The sequence below is a fragment of the Testudinibacter sp. P27/CKL/0425 genome (assembly GCF_052931395.1).
Genome location: NZ_CM128801.1, coordinates 1,167,489 through 1,183,187 on the forward strand (window position 1 = coordinate 1,167,489; position 15,699 = coordinate 1,183,187).

Annotated in this window: 13 protein-coding genes; 11 read left to right on the forward strand and 2 right to left on the reverse strand. The window is 50.0% G+C overall.

Translation table 11 applies throughout. From position 1 onward, the window contains the following. The first annotated feature begins 2 nt into the window (after positions 1–2). The 11 genes from ACUHGC_RS05845 (at position 3) to ACUHGC_RS05895 (ending at position 12,955) form a co-directional block, all read left to right on the forward strand. Complete coding sequence (locus tag ACUHGC_RS05845; protein WP_446834684.1) at positions 3–2,153, forward strand: 3-hydroxyacyl-CoA dehydrogenase NAD-binding domain-containing protein; 2,151 nt, start codon at positions 3–5, stop codon at positions 2,151–2,153. A 37-nt stretch (positions 2,154–2,190) separates the two neighbouring features. Beyond that, positions 2,191–2,805 carry a class I SAM-dependent methyltransferase gene (locus ACUHGC_RS05850; RefSeq protein ID WP_446834685.1) on the forward strand — a complete coding sequence of 205 codons (615 nt, stop codon included), beginning with the start codon at positions 2,191–2,193 and terminating at the stop codon, positions 2,803–2,805. A gap of 7 nt (positions 2,806–2,812) precedes the next feature. Next, positions 2,813–3,661: an SDR family oxidoreductase gene (locus tag ACUHGC_RS05855; protein WP_446834686.1), complete on the forward strand. Its 849-nt coding sequence runs from the start codon at positions 2,813–2,815 to the stop codon at positions 3,659–3,661. A gap of 15 nt (positions 3,662–3,676) precedes the next feature. After that, a complete protein-coding gene (gene folP / locus ACUHGC_RS05860) occupies positions 3,677–4,504 on the forward strand; it encodes a dihydropteroate synthase (RefSeq protein WP_446834687.1) in 828 nt (275 codons plus the stop codon). 25 nt (positions 4,505–4,529) lie between these two features. Then, positions 4,530–5,864, forward strand: a complete 1,335-nt coding sequence (gene glmM / locus ACUHGC_RS05865) for a phosphoglucosamine mutase (RefSeq protein ID WP_446834688.1) — start codon at positions 4,530–4,532, stop codon at positions 5,862–5,864. 48 nt (positions 5,865–5,912) lie between these two features. Continuing rightward, entirely contained in the window at positions 5,913–6,314 is a 402-nt protein-coding gene (locus ACUHGC_RS05870) for a cytochrome b562 (RefSeq protein ID WP_446834689.1), read from the forward strand. A 183-nt stretch (positions 6,315–6,497) separates the two neighbouring features. Then, positions 6,498–7,358, forward strand: a complete 861-nt coding sequence (locus tag ACUHGC_RS05875; RefSeq protein ID WP_446834690.1) for a co-chaperone YbbN — start codon at positions 6,498–6,500, stop codon at positions 7,356–7,358. Between the two features lie 45 nt (positions 7,359–7,403). Next, entirely contained in the window at positions 7,404–8,351 is a 948-nt protein-coding gene (gene trxB / locus ACUHGC_RS05880; protein ID WP_446834691.1) for a thioredoxin-disulfide reductase, read from the forward strand. Between the two features lie 72 nt (positions 8,352–8,423). Beyond that, entirely contained in the window at positions 8,424–10,190 is a 1,767-nt protein-coding gene (cydD, locus tag ACUHGC_RS05885; protein WP_446834692.1) for a heme ABC transporter permease/ATP-binding protein CydD, read from the forward strand. A gap of 12 nt (positions 10,191–10,202) precedes the next feature. Continuing rightward, positions 10,203–11,957 (forward strand): heme ABC transporter ATP-binding protein/permease CydC, encoded by a 1,755-nt coding sequence (cydC, locus tag ACUHGC_RS05890; protein ID WP_446834693.1) that lies wholly within the window; start codon positions 10,203–10,205, stop codon positions 11,955–11,957. A gap of 101 nt (positions 11,958–12,058) precedes the next feature. Further along, positions 12,059–12,955: a sigma 54-interacting transcriptional regulator gene (locus ACUHGC_RS05895; RefSeq protein ID WP_446834849.1), complete on the forward strand. Its 897-nt coding sequence runs from the start codon at positions 12,059–12,061 to the stop codon at positions 12,953–12,955. A gap of 143 nt (positions 12,956–13,098) precedes the next feature. On the opposite strand, the gene mglC is transcribed toward ACUHGC_RS05895, so the two are convergent. Together mglC and mglA are read right to left on the reverse strand one after the other, a co-directional pair. After that, positions 13,099–14,109 (reverse strand): galactose/methyl galactoside ABC transporter permease MglC, encoded by a 1,011-nt coding sequence (mglC, locus tag ACUHGC_RS05900; protein ID WP_446834694.1) that lies wholly within the window; start codon positions 14,107–14,109, stop codon positions 13,099–13,101. Between the two features lie 30 nt (positions 14,110–14,139). Continuing rightward, positions 14,140–15,678 (reverse strand): galactose/methyl galactoside ABC transporter ATP-binding protein MglA, encoded by a 1,539-nt coding sequence (mglA, locus tag ACUHGC_RS05905; RefSeq protein WP_446834695.1) that lies wholly within the window; start codon positions 15,676–15,678, stop codon positions 14,140–14,142. Positions 15,679–15,699: the final 21 nt, after the last annotated feature.

The window sequence follows — 15,699 nt, forward strand, 5'->3', positions numbered from 1 at the left end:
AGATGAAAATGCAGGCAGATACTCAAACGAACACAAAATTTGACTATCAGGGCGAACAGCATACCGAGTTGTTTAAACTCAGCTTTCACCAACGCGAAATAGCAGTTATTACGCTGAATGTGACAGCAAAAAAACAGAACTGGCTGAATCAGGAAGCGATTTATTATTTAAACAACCTACTCAATCAACTTGGCAATTGGCCGTTGCGCGGGCTGATTTTTATTTCGGGCAAGGAGAACAGCTTTGTGCAAGGCTTCAGTTTGTTCGGCTTAGAACCGAAAAGCCACAGCGACTTAGCAGCATTCAGCCAGCAAAGTCAGGAGCTGATCAAAAAAATTCAAGCACTGAAATTCCCGACGGTGTGTGCCGTGCAAGGCACTTGTTTCGGGCTGGGGCTGGAACTGGCGCTGGCGTGTGATTACCGCTTGGCGGCGGATGACGGCGAAACCCGTTTTTCGATGCCGCAGGTGAAATCGGGGCTGCTGCCGTTTGCCGGTGGCTGTCATTTACTGACCGAGCAGATCGGGCTGAAGCAAGGGCTGCTGATGTTGCTGTCCGGCAACAAAATCAGCGCGCGCAATGCGTTGGCAAAAGCGCTAATCGACGAAATTGTGCCGAAAGCCAGACTGTTTCAAATCGCCTGTCGTTATGTACGCGGCGAAACCACTTCTGCGGTGCAAAAAGTGAAAAGTGGTTACCAGCATCTGCTGTTTAAAGGTGAAAATATCGGTTGGCTGCGCCGCCATATCATTGAACAAGTGGAACAGCAGATTTGGATGAAATCGTTTGATAACTATCCGGCGACTAAGGGCATTCTAGAGTTGTTTAAACAGCAGCAACAGGCAGTGCCAAGTGCGGTTAGCGCGCGCTTTGCTGAACTATTCGCCGAGAAAACCTCGACGGTATTGCGTCAAATGGAACGCACCAATCGCGAAATGCGTCATCAATACCACGATTTGCAGGGCGATAGTAAAATTAAAAAAGTCGCGGTGTTGGGAAGTGGCTTTATGGGTGCGGGGATTGCGTATATCACCGCCGCGCGTGCCGGTTTGCCGGTGAGGATTAAAGACATCAATCCTGACGGTGTACAAAAAGCGCTGCGTCTGAGTTATCTGTTGTTACAAAAAGAGGTGGATCAAGGGCATCTGCCGTACGGAAAACTGTTGCAAAAAATTTATCTGATTAGTGGCGGAGAGCGTTTTATCGGCAAACAAACCGCCGATATTGTGATCGAAGCGGTGTATGAAGATCTGCAATTGAAACAGAACCTGATCGAAGAAAGCGAAAATTATTACGATCAGAACACCATCTTTGCCAGCAACACCTTGACGCTGTCGATTGCCGAAATCGCCTCAAAAGCACAGCGTCCGCAAAATGTGATCGGCGTGCACTATTTCACGCCGGTCAGCCAGCGCCGAATGGTAGAAATCGTGCCTCACGCTGCCACGTCGCAACAAACGATTGCCAAAGCGATTAGTTTGGTGATAGAACAGGGGCAAGTGCCGTTATTGGTTAAGGATTCCCCAGGGTTCTTTATTAATCGGATTATGATTCCTTATCTGCTAGAAGCCTATTATTGCCTGTTAGACGGCGAAGCGGTCGGCACGATTGATCGGGCGCTACAGGAATTCGGCTTCAAGAGTGGTCCGCTGGCGATGATCGATGAAATGGGGCTGGATATTCTGGTTAAAAGTTTGCCGAAACTGGAGCGTGCTTTCGGACAACGCTTCGCGCCACCGCCGAAAGTGGATTATCTGCTGCGCAACGAACGCAAAGGGCGCAAAAATCGCCGCGGTTTTTATCTGTATCATTCGCGCAGCGGAGATCGCACCCAAGTAGATAAAAGTGTGTACCAAGTGCTGGAAGTGGTGGCGGAAAATAATTTGGAGCCGGAACAAATTGTGCGCCGCTGTATCTTAATGATGCTGAACGAAGCCGGTTATTGCGTGCAGGAACAGGTGATCACCAATTTGAACGAAGGCAATGTGGCGTCAGTATTGGGCGTGTTTTTCCCGGAATTTCGCGGTGGAATTTACGCTTATATAGACGAAGTCGGTGCCAAAACGATTGTGAATGAGCTAGAATTATTACAAGCACAATACGGCGAGCGTTTCCGCCCTTGCGAATGGCTGCGCCGGCAAGCGGCAGAATAGGCGGAGTCAGTTAACCGCACTTGCTAGGAGCAAGAATATGGTGAGTGATAAACGTTGGGATTTCTATGCCGGATTTTATAATCCGCTGCTACGCTTGGCAACCACACAGCGGCGGCAAGTGTTCGCCCATTTGGGATTGCAGCAGGCGCAGCGGGTGTATCTGGCGGGCTGTGGCAGCGGTTTGGACTTGGTTTATCTGCCAGGGGGAAGTCAGGTACTCGGCGTCGATTTTTCAGAAATGATGCTGGCAAAATGTGATCAGCAGGTGCAGCAGTTAGCCAAGCAAGGACATAAACTTGAGGTCAGCTTGCAGCAAAGCCTGGCGGAAGTCTCCGGTTTACCGGGCGAGAGTGTCGATTTGGTTGTGCTGCACCTGATTTTAGCCGTCACCGATAACCCGCAGGGATTATTGGCGGAAGCGGTCAGAATTTTGAAACCGAACGGCATGATTTCCATTTGGGATAAATTTGTGCCGGTCGAAAAAAATGCCGGAATGTTGCGCAAAATGGCAGATTATGTCAGCCGAAAATTGGGCACGACCTTGCTGTTGCAGATCGACGACTTGCTACAGCCGCATTCCTTGGCGATAATGCAACGGCATAATTTGCTGCACGGACAGATGCAGCACCTGATATTACAAAAAGAGAAGTAGGAGTAAGATGAATTCGGTGGCAATTGTCGGCTTAGGCTGGCTGGGTTTTCCGTTAGCAAAACATTTACAGCGCGTCGGTTGGGAAGTGAAAGGCAGCAAACGCACCCATGAGGGCGCGGAAAGTATGCGCCTGAACGGTTTTGAAGCGTATTTTCTGCAACTCGTACCGGAAATTGACGCCGATCCGGATGATCTGCACGCGTTGCTGGACGTCGATGCGTTGATCATCAATATTCCGCCGAGCCAATATTTTTTCGACACTCACAGTTATGTTGAAGGCGTGAAAAATCTGGTGGATGAAGCGTTGCTGCACGGCGTGCAGCATTTGCTGTTTATCAGTTCCACTTCGGTTTTCCCGCCGCAGAGCGGCGAATATGACGAGCAAAGTGCGGTTGAGCCACAGTCGGATGTGGCGAAAGCGCTGTATGAAACGGAAAATTGGTTGCTGCAACTGAATGATGTGGATTGCGACATCTTACGGCTGGCGGGGTTAATCGGCATTGATCGCCATCCGGTCAGTAGCCTAGCGGGGCGGCACGACATAAAAGGCGGCAATCAGCCGGTGAATTTAGTGCATCAAACCGACTGCATTTTGGCTATCCAATCGTTATTGGAAACCAAAGGATACAAACGCTTATACCATTTAAGCGCGCCACAGCACCCGAACCGCGCGGATTATTACCGCAAAATGGCGGAGATCTTAGAGTTGGATCTACCGCACTTTGTACAAGATGAAGCGGATTTGCAACGGATTATTCACGGCAATAAAATTGTCGAGGAACTGGATTTTGAATATAGCTATCCGGATCCGTATCAAATGCTGCCGCAAGCCGAACAATATTTTCACCAAGAATAAAAAACAAAATCAATTATGAAAATCAGTCACCAGAACCGCACTTTGGATCTTTCCACGCCCAAGATTATGGGCATTTTGAACGCCACGCCCGATTCGTTTTCCGACAGCGGGCAGTTTTACCAACTGGATAACGCGTTGTATCATGTCGAAAAAATGCTGGCAGACGGCGCCGAGATTATCGACATCGGCGGCGAATCGACCCGCCCGATGGCGGCGGAAGTGTCGCTCGATGAGGAGCTGCAACGGGTTGTGCCGTTGGTGGAAGCGGTGCGCGCGCGTTTCGATTGCTGGATCTCGGTTGATACCTCAAAAGCGCAGGTGATGCGCGAAGCGGCAAATGTCGGCATGGATTTAATTAACGATATTCGCGCGCTGAGTGAGGAAGGTGCGCTGCAAGCGGCGGCGGAGCTGGCGCTGCCGGTTTGTATCATGCATATGCAAGGACAGCCGCGCACCATGCAGCACAACCCGCAATATGCGGATGTGGTGCAAGAAGTGCTGGACTGGCTGCGATTGCGGGCGCAAGCGTGTGTGGCGGCAGGAATTCAACCGACGAATCTGATACTCGATCTAGGTTTCGGCTTCGGCAAAAGTGTAGAACATAATTATCAATTATTACAACAGCTTGCTCGTTTTTGTGAACTGGGCTATCCCGTATTGGCGGGGGTGTCGCGCAAAAGTATGATTGGGCAGGTGTTGGATAAACCGGTTGATCAACGCATGGTCGGCAGCGTCACCGTCACTTTATTGGCGGCGATGAACGGCGCGACGATTTTAAGAGTACATGATGTGGCGGCAATGTCCGACGCATTAAAAATTTGGCAGGCAATGCAAAACGCCTAACGATGAATAAATAGAGGAAAATCACATGGCAGAACGTAAATATTTCGGCACCGACGGCGTGCGCGGCAAAGTGGGAACGTATCCGATCACCCCTGAATTTGCGCTGAAACTGGGCTGGGCGGCAGGCAAAGTGCTGGCAACCCAAGGCAGCCGTAAAATTTTGATCGGTAAAGACACCCGAATTTCAGGCTATATGCTGGAATCTGCCTTGGAAGCAGGGCTGGCGGCTGCCGGTTTATCCGCCGCCTTTATCGGCCCGATGCCGACGCCGGCGGTAGCGTATTTAACCCGCACTTTCCGCGCTGAAGCCGGAATCGTGATCTCGGCGTCACACAACCCGTATTGGGATAACGGGATTAAATTCTTTTCCAGCAAGGGCACAAAATTGCCGGATGATGTGGAAGAAGCGATTGAAGCGATGTTGGAACAACCGATGGACTGCGTCGAATCTGCAGAACTTGGGCGCGCCAGCCGTCTTAACGACGCCGCCGGGCGTTATATCGAATTTTGCAAAAGCACCTTCCCGGCACACTTAAGTTTAGAAAATTACAAAATTGTGGTGGACTGCGCCAACGGCGCGACTTACCACATCGCGCCGAATGTGCTGCGCGAACTGGGCGCGGAAGTGGTCGAAATCGGCACTAAGCCGAACGGCTTGAACATCAATGAAAAGTGCGGTGCAACTGATATTCACGCGTTAGCGGAAATCGTGCGCGAATCGAAAGCGGACGTCGGTTTGGCATACGACGGCGACGGCGATCGCTTGATTATGGTCGATCACTTAGGCAATAAAGTCGACGGCGACCAAATCTTGTTTATCATTGCGCGCGAAGCGTTACGCGCCGGCAAATTGTCCGGCGGCGTGGTCGGCACGCTGATGAGCAACATGGCGTTGGAAGTGGCGCTGAAACAGCTTTCAATCCCGTTTGTGCGCGCCAACGTCGGCGACCGTTATGTATTGGAACAGATGGAAGCACACAACTGGAAATTCGGCGGCGAAAATTCAGGGCATATTATTATTCTGGAGAAAAACAGCACCGGCGACGGCATTGTGGCGTCATTGGAAGTGCTGTCAGCCATGGTGCAGCAAAAAATGTCACTCAATGAATTGGCAAGTGCGGTCAAACTGTTCCCGCAAGTGTTGATTAACGTGCGTTTCAGCGGCGGCGAAAATCCGTTAGAGCACGACAGCGTGAAAGCGGTGGCGGCGGAAGTGGAAAAACAATTAGACGGAAACGGTAGAATCTTATTAAGAAAGTCAGGCACCGAGCCGTTGATTCGTGTTATGGTTGAATGTGCTGACGGTGAGTTGGCACAAAAATCAGCGGAACGTATTGCCGAAGCGGTGAAAAGCGTTTAAGCAACAGCGTTTTATTTTTTAGTTACTTTTACTTTGTAGGAAGTGAATATGAACATTAAGCAGATGTGGAAAACAGGATTATTGGGGGCAGCGTTGGTGGTGGCAACCCTGAGCAGCGGCGTGGCAAGTGCTAATCTGAAAGACGATATGCGCACCATCGCCGGCAACGCGACAACCGCCTTAAAAACCGAAAGTACGCAGGAATTTGTACAATCTCTGCAAAATCTGAGCAAAGCCGCAGAAAGTGCGAAACAATTCTTGCCTTACAGTTTGCATGATCAAGCAAAAGACAGTGAAGCCGTGTTGGATTATCAGTCAGGCTTACAACAACTGATTGATGTTTCGGCGGAAAGTGTGAAATTTGCCGAACAAGGCGACTTAGCCCAGGCGAAAAAACAGGCTGAAAAGCTGATTGAATTGCGCGACGCATTTCATAAAAAATATAAGTAACCGCACTTTGACAGGGGCGGATTTCTCGCCTCTGTTTTCTCTGATTTTAGCGCCGCTTTTCGGCAATTTCTTTTGTTCATCCGTTCCTTTAAAAGCAAAAAAGTATCCCCATTTATAACAATATCTGTCTTAAGTTCACCAATTTGTTAAACTATGGCGACCAGCCAAAACAGGAATGGATCCATGCTTGATAACCAACAGTATCTGATTGATTTAAATGAACAAAACTTCAACGAAATTTTACAGCTGAGCCAACAATTGCCGCTGGTATTCAGTTTTTATATGCCGGGGCACACGCAGTCGGAAGAATTTACCGCACTTTTACAGCGCATCGCGCAGCAGCACAACGGCGTGTTTGCGTTGGTGAAAGTCAACTGCGAACAGCAACAGGCAATCGCACGCCAATTCCAGATTCAAGCCGTGCCGACGACCTATCTTTTCAAAGACGGCGCGCCGTTAGATGCGTTTTCGGGCGCGTTGAGCGAACAAGAACTGCAAGTGCGGTTGAACGTGATTCTGCCGAAAGAGGAAGAGATCAAATTCAATCAAGCGCTGGATTTTCTGCAAGCGGAAGATTACAACAGCGCGCTGCCGTTGTTGAAAGAGGCGTGGAATTTGTCGGATCATAAAAACAGCGACATCGCGTTGCTGTATGCCGAAACCTATATCGCAATGAAAAATACCGAAGCTGCCGGTGAAATTTTGCAGCAGATCCCGATTCAAGATCGCGACAGCCGTTGGCAGGGGTTGCAAGCGCAAATTGATTTGTTGATTCAAGCGGCGGATACCCCGGAAATTCAGCAGTTACAACAGGATTTTGCGAAAACCCCAACTCCGCAGATTGCACTGAAATTGGCATTGCAGCTGCACCAAGCGGCGCGCAACGAAGAGGCGCTGGAGTTGTTGTTCGGTTTCTTAAAGCGCGATCTTGCGGTGGAAAACGGCGAGTTAAAGCAGCAATATTTGTCGATTTTATCGGCAATCGGCAGTAGCGATCCGATTGCAAATCAATATCGCCGTCAGCTTTATTCGCTACTTTATTAACGATTCGATATAATAGCCGCATTCACTATTTCAGGAGTTAGAAGAATGAGCGTTAAACATTGTAAATTATTGATTTTAGGTTCAGGGCCGGCAGGTTATACCGCCGCGGTTTACGCAGCGCGCGCCAATTTGAATCCGGTGTTGGTGACCGGAATGCAGCAAGGCGGGCAACTGACCACCACCACCGAAATTGAAAACTGGCCGGGCGACTACGGCGACACCACCGGGCCTGAATTGATGCAGCGGATGTTGCAACACGCTGAGAAATTTAACACCGAGATCGTGTTTGATCACATCAACAAAGTGGATTTGAGCCAGCGTCCGTTCAAATTGAGTGGCGATGTGCAGGAATTTACCTGTGATGCCTTGATTATCGCCACCGGCGCTTCTGCTAAATACTTGGGGCTGGAAAGCGAGGAAAGTTACAAAGGGCGCGGCGTTTCCGCGTGTGCGACCTGCGACGGCTTTTTCTATCGTAACAAGCCGGTTGCAGTGATCGGCGGCGGCAATACCGCGGTGGAAGAAGCACTGTATCTGGCAAACGTGGCATCGGAAGTGCATTTAGTGCATCGCCGCGATCAATTCCGCAGCGAAAAAATTCTGCTCGATCGCCTGATGAAGCGGGTGGAAGAAGGCAAAATTATTTTGCACACCAAACGTACTTTGCAAGAAGTGTTGGGCGACGACATGGGCGTGACCGCAATTCGTCTGCAAGATACCGAATCGGCACAAACCGAAGAAGTGAAACTCGACGGCGTGTTTGTGGCGATCGGGCACTCTCCGAATACCGCACTTTTCGAAGGGCAGCTGGCGCTGAATAACGGCTATATCGTGGTGAAATCGGGGCTGGAAGGCAACGCCACCGCCACCTCGGTTGAGGGTGTTTTTGCTGCGGGTGATGTGATGGATCACAACTACCGTCAAGCGATCACCTCCGCCGGAACCGGCTGCATGGCGGCATTGGACGCCGAGCGCTTTTTGGATTCGGAGTAACGAATAAAAATACAAGGCGGTTTATAGCGACCGCACCGCCAACCAACATAAATTTCCACAGATTGAGATCGTATGGATAAAGCCCGTCAAAAAACCGTTGCCAAATGGTTGCGCCAACAGCAAAAAATCATCAAGCGTCCGCTTCAGCTCAATATCTTGTTAGGCTGCGTAAGTGCGGTATTGTTAATCGGGCAGACTTGGCTGTTAGCACTGATTTTAGACGGCTTGATTATGCAACAACTGCCGCGTGCGCAATTTCTACCGCACTTTGCCTGGCTGCTGCTGATTTTCGCATTGCGCGCCGCAATTTTATATGCGCGCGAAAAAATCGGGTTTTATAGTGGACAACGTTTGCGCCAAGCGGTGCGCGGGCAGGTGTTGGATAAGTTGGCGTCTGTTGGACCGGTGACGATGAAAATTCATCCTGCCGGCACTTGGGCGACCATTGTGCTGGAACAGGTGGAAAATTTACACAATTTCTATGCCCGCTATCTCAGCCAGCAGTATCTCTCACTACTGGTGCCGGTGATTATTCTGATCGCGGTGTTTCCGATTAACTGGGTGGCGGGGCTGATTTTGCTGCTGACCGCGCCGTTAATTCCGGTTTTTATGGCGTTAGTCGGGTTGAAAGCGGCAGAAACCAGCCAACGCAACATCACAGTACTCGGGCGATTGAGCGGACAGTTTTTAGATCGGCTACGCGGCTTGGAAACCTTGCGCCTGTTCGGGCGCGCACAACAGCAACAACAAGTGATGGGCGAAGCGGCGGACGAGTTTCGTCGCAGCACCATGGATGTGTTGAAAATTGCGTTTTTGTCGTCTTCGGTGTTGGAATTTTTCACCTCGATCTCAATTGCGATCATGGCGGTATATTTCGGTTTCAGCTATCTGGGGCAGATTAGTTTCGGCTATGCGGGCGTGACCTTAGCGCTGTTTGTCGGCTTTTTCAGCTTGATTCTCGCCCCTGAATTTTACCAACCGCTGCGCGATCTCGGCACTTATTACCACGATCGCGCCGCCGCGATTGCAGCTGCTGATGCGGTGGAAGCCTTCTTACAGCAAGATTTTCTGGCGACGCAATCAGAGCAGACTCAGCCACTAAATAATGCTCAACCGATCAGCCTGCAAGCCCGCGATCTGGAAATCCTCACCCCGCAAGGCGATGCCTTAAGCCAAAAACTGAATTTTAGCCTACCGGCAGGGCAAAACGTTGCCTTGGTCGGGCAGAGTGGCGCGGGCAAAAGTTCACTGCTGAATGTGTTGTTGGGATTTTTGCCGTATCGCGGTAGTTTGCAGGCGAACGGCGTGGAACTGCGCGAGCTGAATGTTGATGACTGGCGGGCGCAAATCGCGTGGGTCGGGCAAAATCCGTTGTTATTGGCGGCAACCATTCGAGAAAATTTGTTGCTCGGCAATCCGCAAGCCAGTGATCAACAGTTAGAACAGGCGCTGGACGCGGCGTATGCCAAAGAATTCACCGACAAACTCGGCTTGGATTATCCGATTCAAGAGGGTGGCAGTGGAATTTCCGGTGGACAGGCACAGCGTTTGGCAATTGCCAGAGCGTTGCTGCGTCAAGCCGGGTTATTGCTGCTTGACGAACCGACCGCCAGCTTAGACGCACATTCCGAAAGTGCGGTGCTGACCACTTTGCACCGTCTGAGCAAACGCCAAACGACTTTGATGGTGACACACCGAATTGAAGACTTGCAGCAGTCTGATCAGATTTGGGTGATGCGCCAAGGCGAGATTTTGCAGCAGGGCAGTTTTGACGAACTGCGCCAACAGCACGGTTATTTCGCCGAATTACTGGCGGAACGCCAACATAGCATTAATTGACGGAGAGAGAGAATGGGTGCGATTTTGCCTTTTTTGGTGATGTTTAAATACAATCTGTTCCGCCTGTTATTCGGCGTGGTGTTGATGATCTGCGGTTTGGCGGCGAGTGTTGGCTTGCTTACCTTGTCGGGCTGGTTTCTGGCGGCGGCGTCGTTGGCGGGTGCGACGATTTTATTCAATTTTTTCTATCCGTCGGCTGGGGTGCGAGGCTTAGCTATCGGGCGCACCGCACTTCGCTATTTTGAACGGATTGTCACTCACGACGTCACATTCCGGATTATTGCGCGCTTGCGCATGACGGTGTTTCAAAAGCTGATCCCGCTGTCGCCGGCGGTACTGGCACGCTATCGCAACAGCGATTTGTTAAACCGCTTGGTGGCGGACGTCGATACTCTCGATAGCCTATATTTGCGCCTGTTCGCGCCGTTTGTCAGCGCGGGCATGGTGATTCTGTTCCTGTTTTTGGGTTTGAGCCTGATTGACCGCACTTTAGCGGCAACGCTGGCGTTGACGCTGTTTGGCTTGATGATTTTAATTCCGAGCGTGTTCTATCGTTTAGGCAGAAAATTTGGCGAACGATTGACGTTACAGCGCGCCGACTACCGAGTGCGGTTTATCGACTGGTTGCAAAATCAGGCGGAACTGTTGCTGTTTAACGTTGCCGAGCCGCAACGGCAAAAATTGCAGCACACCGAGCAGCAATGGCAGCAGTTACAGGCGAAAGAGGCGAACCTCAGCGGTCTTTCGGCGGCATTGCTGCTGTTCGGCAACGGTTCGATCTTGCTGTTGATGCTGTGGCTGGCGGGCGGCGTGGACTTTAATGCTGAAAACGAATTGCGTTTGGCGCACATTGCACTGTTCACTTTTTCCGCACTTGCCTCATTTGAAATTCTGATGCCGTTGGGCGCCGCATTTTTGCGCTTGGGGCAGGTGATCAGCTCTGCCGAACGGGTAAATGATATTATCAGCCAGCAGCCGTTGGTGGTGTTTGCAGGCGAGAAGCAAGATTGGGAGCTTGCCGCGAATGAACCGTTGATTGCCTTAAAACAGATCGGTTTTAGCTATCCGCAAGCGCAGAACGGCACGGCGGAAAGTGCGGTCTTGCGCGACATTGATTGGCAGGTTGGCGCACGGCAAAAAGTAGCGTTGCTCGGCAAAACCGGCAGCGGCAAATCCAGTTTATTGCAATTGATTCTGCGCAATTACGATCCGCAGCAGGGCGAAGTGCGGTTGGGCGGCTATCCGATTGCCGATTATACCGAAGCCTTTCTACGCCGTGAAATCGCCTTTTTGAGCCAGCGGGTGTATGTGTTTAGCGCCACGCTGCGCGATAACCTGTTATTGGCGAATGAATATGCTGATGATCAGCGGCTTAACCAAGTGCTACAACAAGTCGGCTTGGCACATTTGCTGCAACAGCCGGAAGGCTTGGCGGTTTGGCTGGGCGACGGCGGACGACCGCTTTCCGGCGGCGAGCAGCGCCGTTTGGGAATCGCACGGATTTTATTAAGCGACAGCACGCTGATTTTGCTCGATGAGCCGACCGAAGGGCTGGATCGCGAAACCGAGCGCCAAATGCTGGAGTTGCTGCTACAACATTGCCAAGATAAAACCCTGATTATGGTCACTCACCGTTTGACCGCACTTGAGCAGTTTGATCGCATCTGCGTGCTGGATAACGGCAAATTGCAACAGCAAGGCAGCTATGCCGAACTGGCGCAAGATCCGCAGGGGCTGTTTTACCGTTTTCTTAATCGACTTGCCTAGCATAGGGCTGTACGAGGTAATTTATGAACCCGAATAATCCACATCACCATCAGGCATCATCGCAGGGCGCGCAATCCGAATTTGTGGCGCACAGCCCGGAAATGCGGCAATTGTTGAAACAATTGAAACAATTCGCACAATCGGATGCGCCATTGTTGATTCAAGGCGAAACCGGCAGCGGCAAAGATCTGTTCGCCAAATTATGTCATCAATGGAGTCATCGACAGGCGGAAAAATTTATCGCAGTCAATTGTGCCGGTTTGCCGTCGGAAGCCGCCGAGCAGGAGATGTTCGGCGACAGCAGCCACGGCAATCACAGCACCGGTTTTTTTGAATATGCCAATCACGGCACGGTGTTGCTAGATTCGATCAATGAACTGTCGTTGAGCTTACAAGCCAAGCTGCTGCGTTTTTTAAACGACGGCAGCTATCGCCGCGTCGGCGAGGAACAAGAGCATTATGCTAATGTGCGCGTGATCTGCACCTCGCAGCGCCCGCTAGCTTATTATGTTGAAAACGGTGAGTTACGCGAAGATCTGTATCATCGCTTAAATGTGCTCAGCCTGACAATTCCACCGCTGCGTCAGCACAAGCAGGACATACCGCACTTGGTGGACTTTTTTCTTGCCAAAATCAGTCAGCAGCTGGCGATTCCACTGCCGAAATATGATAACGCCTATTTAGCGGCGCTGCTAAACCATGATTGGCGCGGCAACGTGCGTGAGCTGTATAATTTGCTGTATCGCAGCTGCGCCTCGCTGGGTGATCAACAGACGTTGCCACTGCCGAATTTTGCGCGGCAAGCCACGACCAGCAGTACGAGCGAGTTAGCGGAATATGACGGCATGAGTTGGGAAGCGATTATGGCGCAGTTTGAGCGCGAGCTGCTGCAAAAATTCTACCGCAGCTACCCGAGCACCCGTAAACTGGCACAGCGTCTCGGGGTGTCGCACACCACTATCGCGAATAAATTGAAGCTGTACGCAATCAAGAAATAATCCCTAGCAGGCAATAGTCGAATAGCATAAGCAAAGCCGAATAGTAAAAATTTCGGCTTTTTTGTTTCCGTTAATCATAAAAAACCGCACTTGGTAGAGGAGTCCCAAGAGCGGTCAGCTTGCTAGTGCTATTTACGTTTTACTTATTTTTTCTTCGCATATTTCAAGGAGTCGATGGCGACCGCCAAGATAATGATGCTACCTTTAATAATATATTGCCAGTATGGATTAACACCGATATAGGTTAAGCCGTAGTTGATAACGGTGAAGATTAACACCCCGGTTACCACCCCGATGACCGTGCCGACACCACCGGCGAATGAAACCCCACCTACCACACAAGCGGCAATGGCATCTAACTCATACATAAAGCCCAAGTTATTGGTGGCACTACCGATACGACCGGCTTCCAACATCCCACCGAAAGCGTAGAACATCCCGGCAATCATGTAGATAACCACAAGATTACGGGTGACGTTTACACCAGAAACGCGAGCTGCTTCAGGGTTTCCGCCGATAGCGAAGATATTTTTACCGAAACGGGTTTTGTTCCACATAATCCAAACTAACAGGGTTGCAATCGCGGCGTAGATGGTAATGTATGACAGCCTGAACTTGCCGAATCGGAAGTAGCCCTGAGCAAATTCGGAGAATGATGAGGTGAAACCGGCAATCGGAGAAGAACCGACCGCATCGTAATACAGTGAGTTGATACCGTAAACGATGATCATGGTACCTAAGGTGGCGATAAACGGTGTTACATTCAGCACGGCAATGATAAAGCCGTTCATTAAACCAATCACCGCACCAATCGCACAAACCACCAAAATCACCACCGGAATCGGAATTTCAGCGAGATCAGGGAAAACGCGGTTCACGTTATCCATTGCTTGCAACAAGGTGGCGGAAACGACCGCAGCCAAGCCGACCTGGCGACCGGCGGATAAGTCCGTACCTTGCGTAACCAATAATCCGGCAACGCCGAGAGCGATAATCAAGCGCACTGAGGATTGAGTTAAGATGTTACTGAAGTTGATCAAGCTCAGGAAGCTGGAGTCCTGAATAATGATAATCGACAGTAGAATCAGCAATACGAAATAGATCGCATTTTGTTTGAGGAAATCAAGAGATTTGTTTCTTCCTAAATCAGCCATGGTGTTATCCCTTCTCTTATTTTTTATAAATTACAAATATTTAGCGGCAAGTTGTAGAATTTCTTGCTGCGATGTCTCTTTGGTATTGACGATACCGGCTAATTTGCCGTTACTCATTACCATGATTCGATCGGTGATCCCGAGCAGTTCCGGCATTTCGGAGGAGATAATGATAATGCCTTTATCTTTGTTGGCGAGTTCCATAATTAATTGATAAATTTCATATTTTGCGCCAACGTCGATCCCGCGGGTCGGTTCGTCCAACATCAGAATTTCCGGCTGGGTCAACAACCAGCGGCCGATAATCACTTTTTGCTGGTTCCCGCCTGAGAGTGAGCCGATATTGGTTTTATGCGACGGCGTTTTTACGTTCATCGAATCGATCACCCATTGGGTATCACTTTTCATTTTGGTTGTACTGAGCAAACCAAACTTCGACATATACGATTTAATATTCGAAATCAGGGAGTTAAACTCAATGCTGAGATTTGAATAAATCCCGGTGGAGCGGCGTTCTTCTGTCACCAGTGCAAAGCCGTTGTTGATCGCCTCAAGTGCGGTTTTGTTGCGCATCACTTTGTCATGCAGCTTCACCACACCGCTTTTTTTCTCGCGAATCCCGAAAATGGTTTCCACAATGTCGGTACGTTTTGCGCCCACCAATCCGGCGATGCCGAGAATTTCGCCTTTGTGCAATTCAAAACTCACATCTTGAATCGAAGGCTGGTTAAGTGCGGTCAGGTTTTCAACCGTGAGGATCACTTCTTTCGGCTGGTTGGTTTTCGGCGGGAAGCGTTGAGTCAGTTCGCGCCCAACCATCATCGCGACGATGCCGTCCATGGTGGCGCCTTTGACCGGAATGGTGTTGATCCATTTGCCGTCGCGCAGAACCGTGACTTCATCACAAATTTTGAAGATCTCGTCCATTTTGTGCGAGATATAAATAATGCCGCAGCCGCGCTCTTTCAGTTTGGCGATAATCGAGAACAGGTGGTTGACCTCTTTTTCCGACAGAGAAGAAGTCGGTTCATCCATGATCACGATTTTGGCATTATAAGAGAAGGCTTTGGCGATTTCGATCATCTGCATTTGCGACACGGACAGTTTGCCCACTTTGTCGCGCGGATCGATATCAATATCCAATTCTTTAAAAATGGCTTTAGTGTCGTTATACATTTTTGTGTGGTCAACCAAGCCCGCTTTGGTCGGGTAGCGACCTAGCCACAGGTTGTCCATCACGCTGCTTTGTTTAACCAAGTTCAGCTCTTGGTGTACCATTGAAATCCCGTTTTCCAGTGCTTCTTTTGAGGTTTTAAAATTAACCGGCTGTCCCAGAAAAAGAATTTCGCCCTCGTCTTTGGCATAAATACCAAACAGGCATTTCAGTAGTGTGGATTTTCCGGCTCCGTTTTCCCCCATCAGGGCGTGAACCGAATGTGATCGCACTGTCAAATTGGCATTGTCCAGCGCTTTTACGCCGGGAAAGGTTTTGCTTACCCCTTTCATTTCCAACAGAATCTGATTTGATAAAACAGGGCTTTCTGTTTGCACGGATTGCTCTACATTCATATCCAACCTCAAGCGAAAAGG

Excerpts from the sequence above, each read along its gene's own strand:
- ACUHGC_RS05845 (WP_446834684.1), top strand. The coding sequence starts at position 3 with ATGAAAATGCAGGCAGATACTCAAACGAACACAAAATTTGACTATCAG.
- ACUHGC_RS05850 (WP_446834685.1), top strand. The coding sequence starts at position 2,191 with ATGGTGAGTGATAAACGTTGGGATTTCTATGCCGGATTTTATAATCCG.
- ACUHGC_RS05855 (WP_446834686.1), top strand. The coding sequence starts at position 2,813 with ATGAATTCGGTGGCAATTGTCGGCTTAGGCTGGCTGGGTTTTCCGTTA.
- folP (WP_446834687.1), top strand. The coding sequence starts at position 3,677 with ATGAAAATCAGTCACCAGAACCGCACTTTGGATCTTTCCACGCCCAAG.
- glmM (WP_446834688.1), top strand. The coding sequence starts at position 4,530 with ATGGCAGAACGTAAATATTTCGGCACCGACGGCGTGCGCGGCAAAGTG.
- ACUHGC_RS05870 (WP_446834689.1), top strand. The coding sequence starts at position 5,913 with ATGAACATTAAGCAGATGTGGAAAACAGGATTATTGGGGGCAGCGTTG.
- ACUHGC_RS05875 (WP_446834690.1), top strand. The coding sequence starts at position 6,498 with ATGCTTGATAACCAACAGTATCTGATTGATTTAAATGAACAAAACTTC.
- trxB (WP_446834691.1), top strand. The coding sequence starts at position 7,404 with ATGAGCGTTAAACATTGTAAATTATTGATTTTAGGTTCAGGGCCGGCA.
- cydD (WP_446834692.1), top strand. The coding sequence starts at position 8,424 with ATGGATAAAGCCCGTCAAAAAACCGTTGCCAAATGGTTGCGCCAACAG.
- cydC (WP_446834693.1), top strand. The coding sequence starts at position 10,203 with ATGGGTGCGATTTTGCCTTTTTTGGTGATGTTTAAATACAATCTGTTC.
- ACUHGC_RS05895 (WP_446834849.1), top strand. The coding sequence starts at position 12,059 with ATGCGGCAATTGTTGAAACAATTGAAACAATTCGCACAATCGGATGCG.
- mglC (WP_446834694.1), bottom strand. The coding sequence starts at position 14,109 with ATGGCTGATTTAGGAAGAAACAAATCTCTTGATTTCCTCAAACAAAAT.
- mglA (WP_446834695.1), bottom strand. The coding sequence starts at position 15,678 with ATGAATGTAGAGCAATCCGTGCAAACAGAAAGCCCTGTTTTATCAAAT.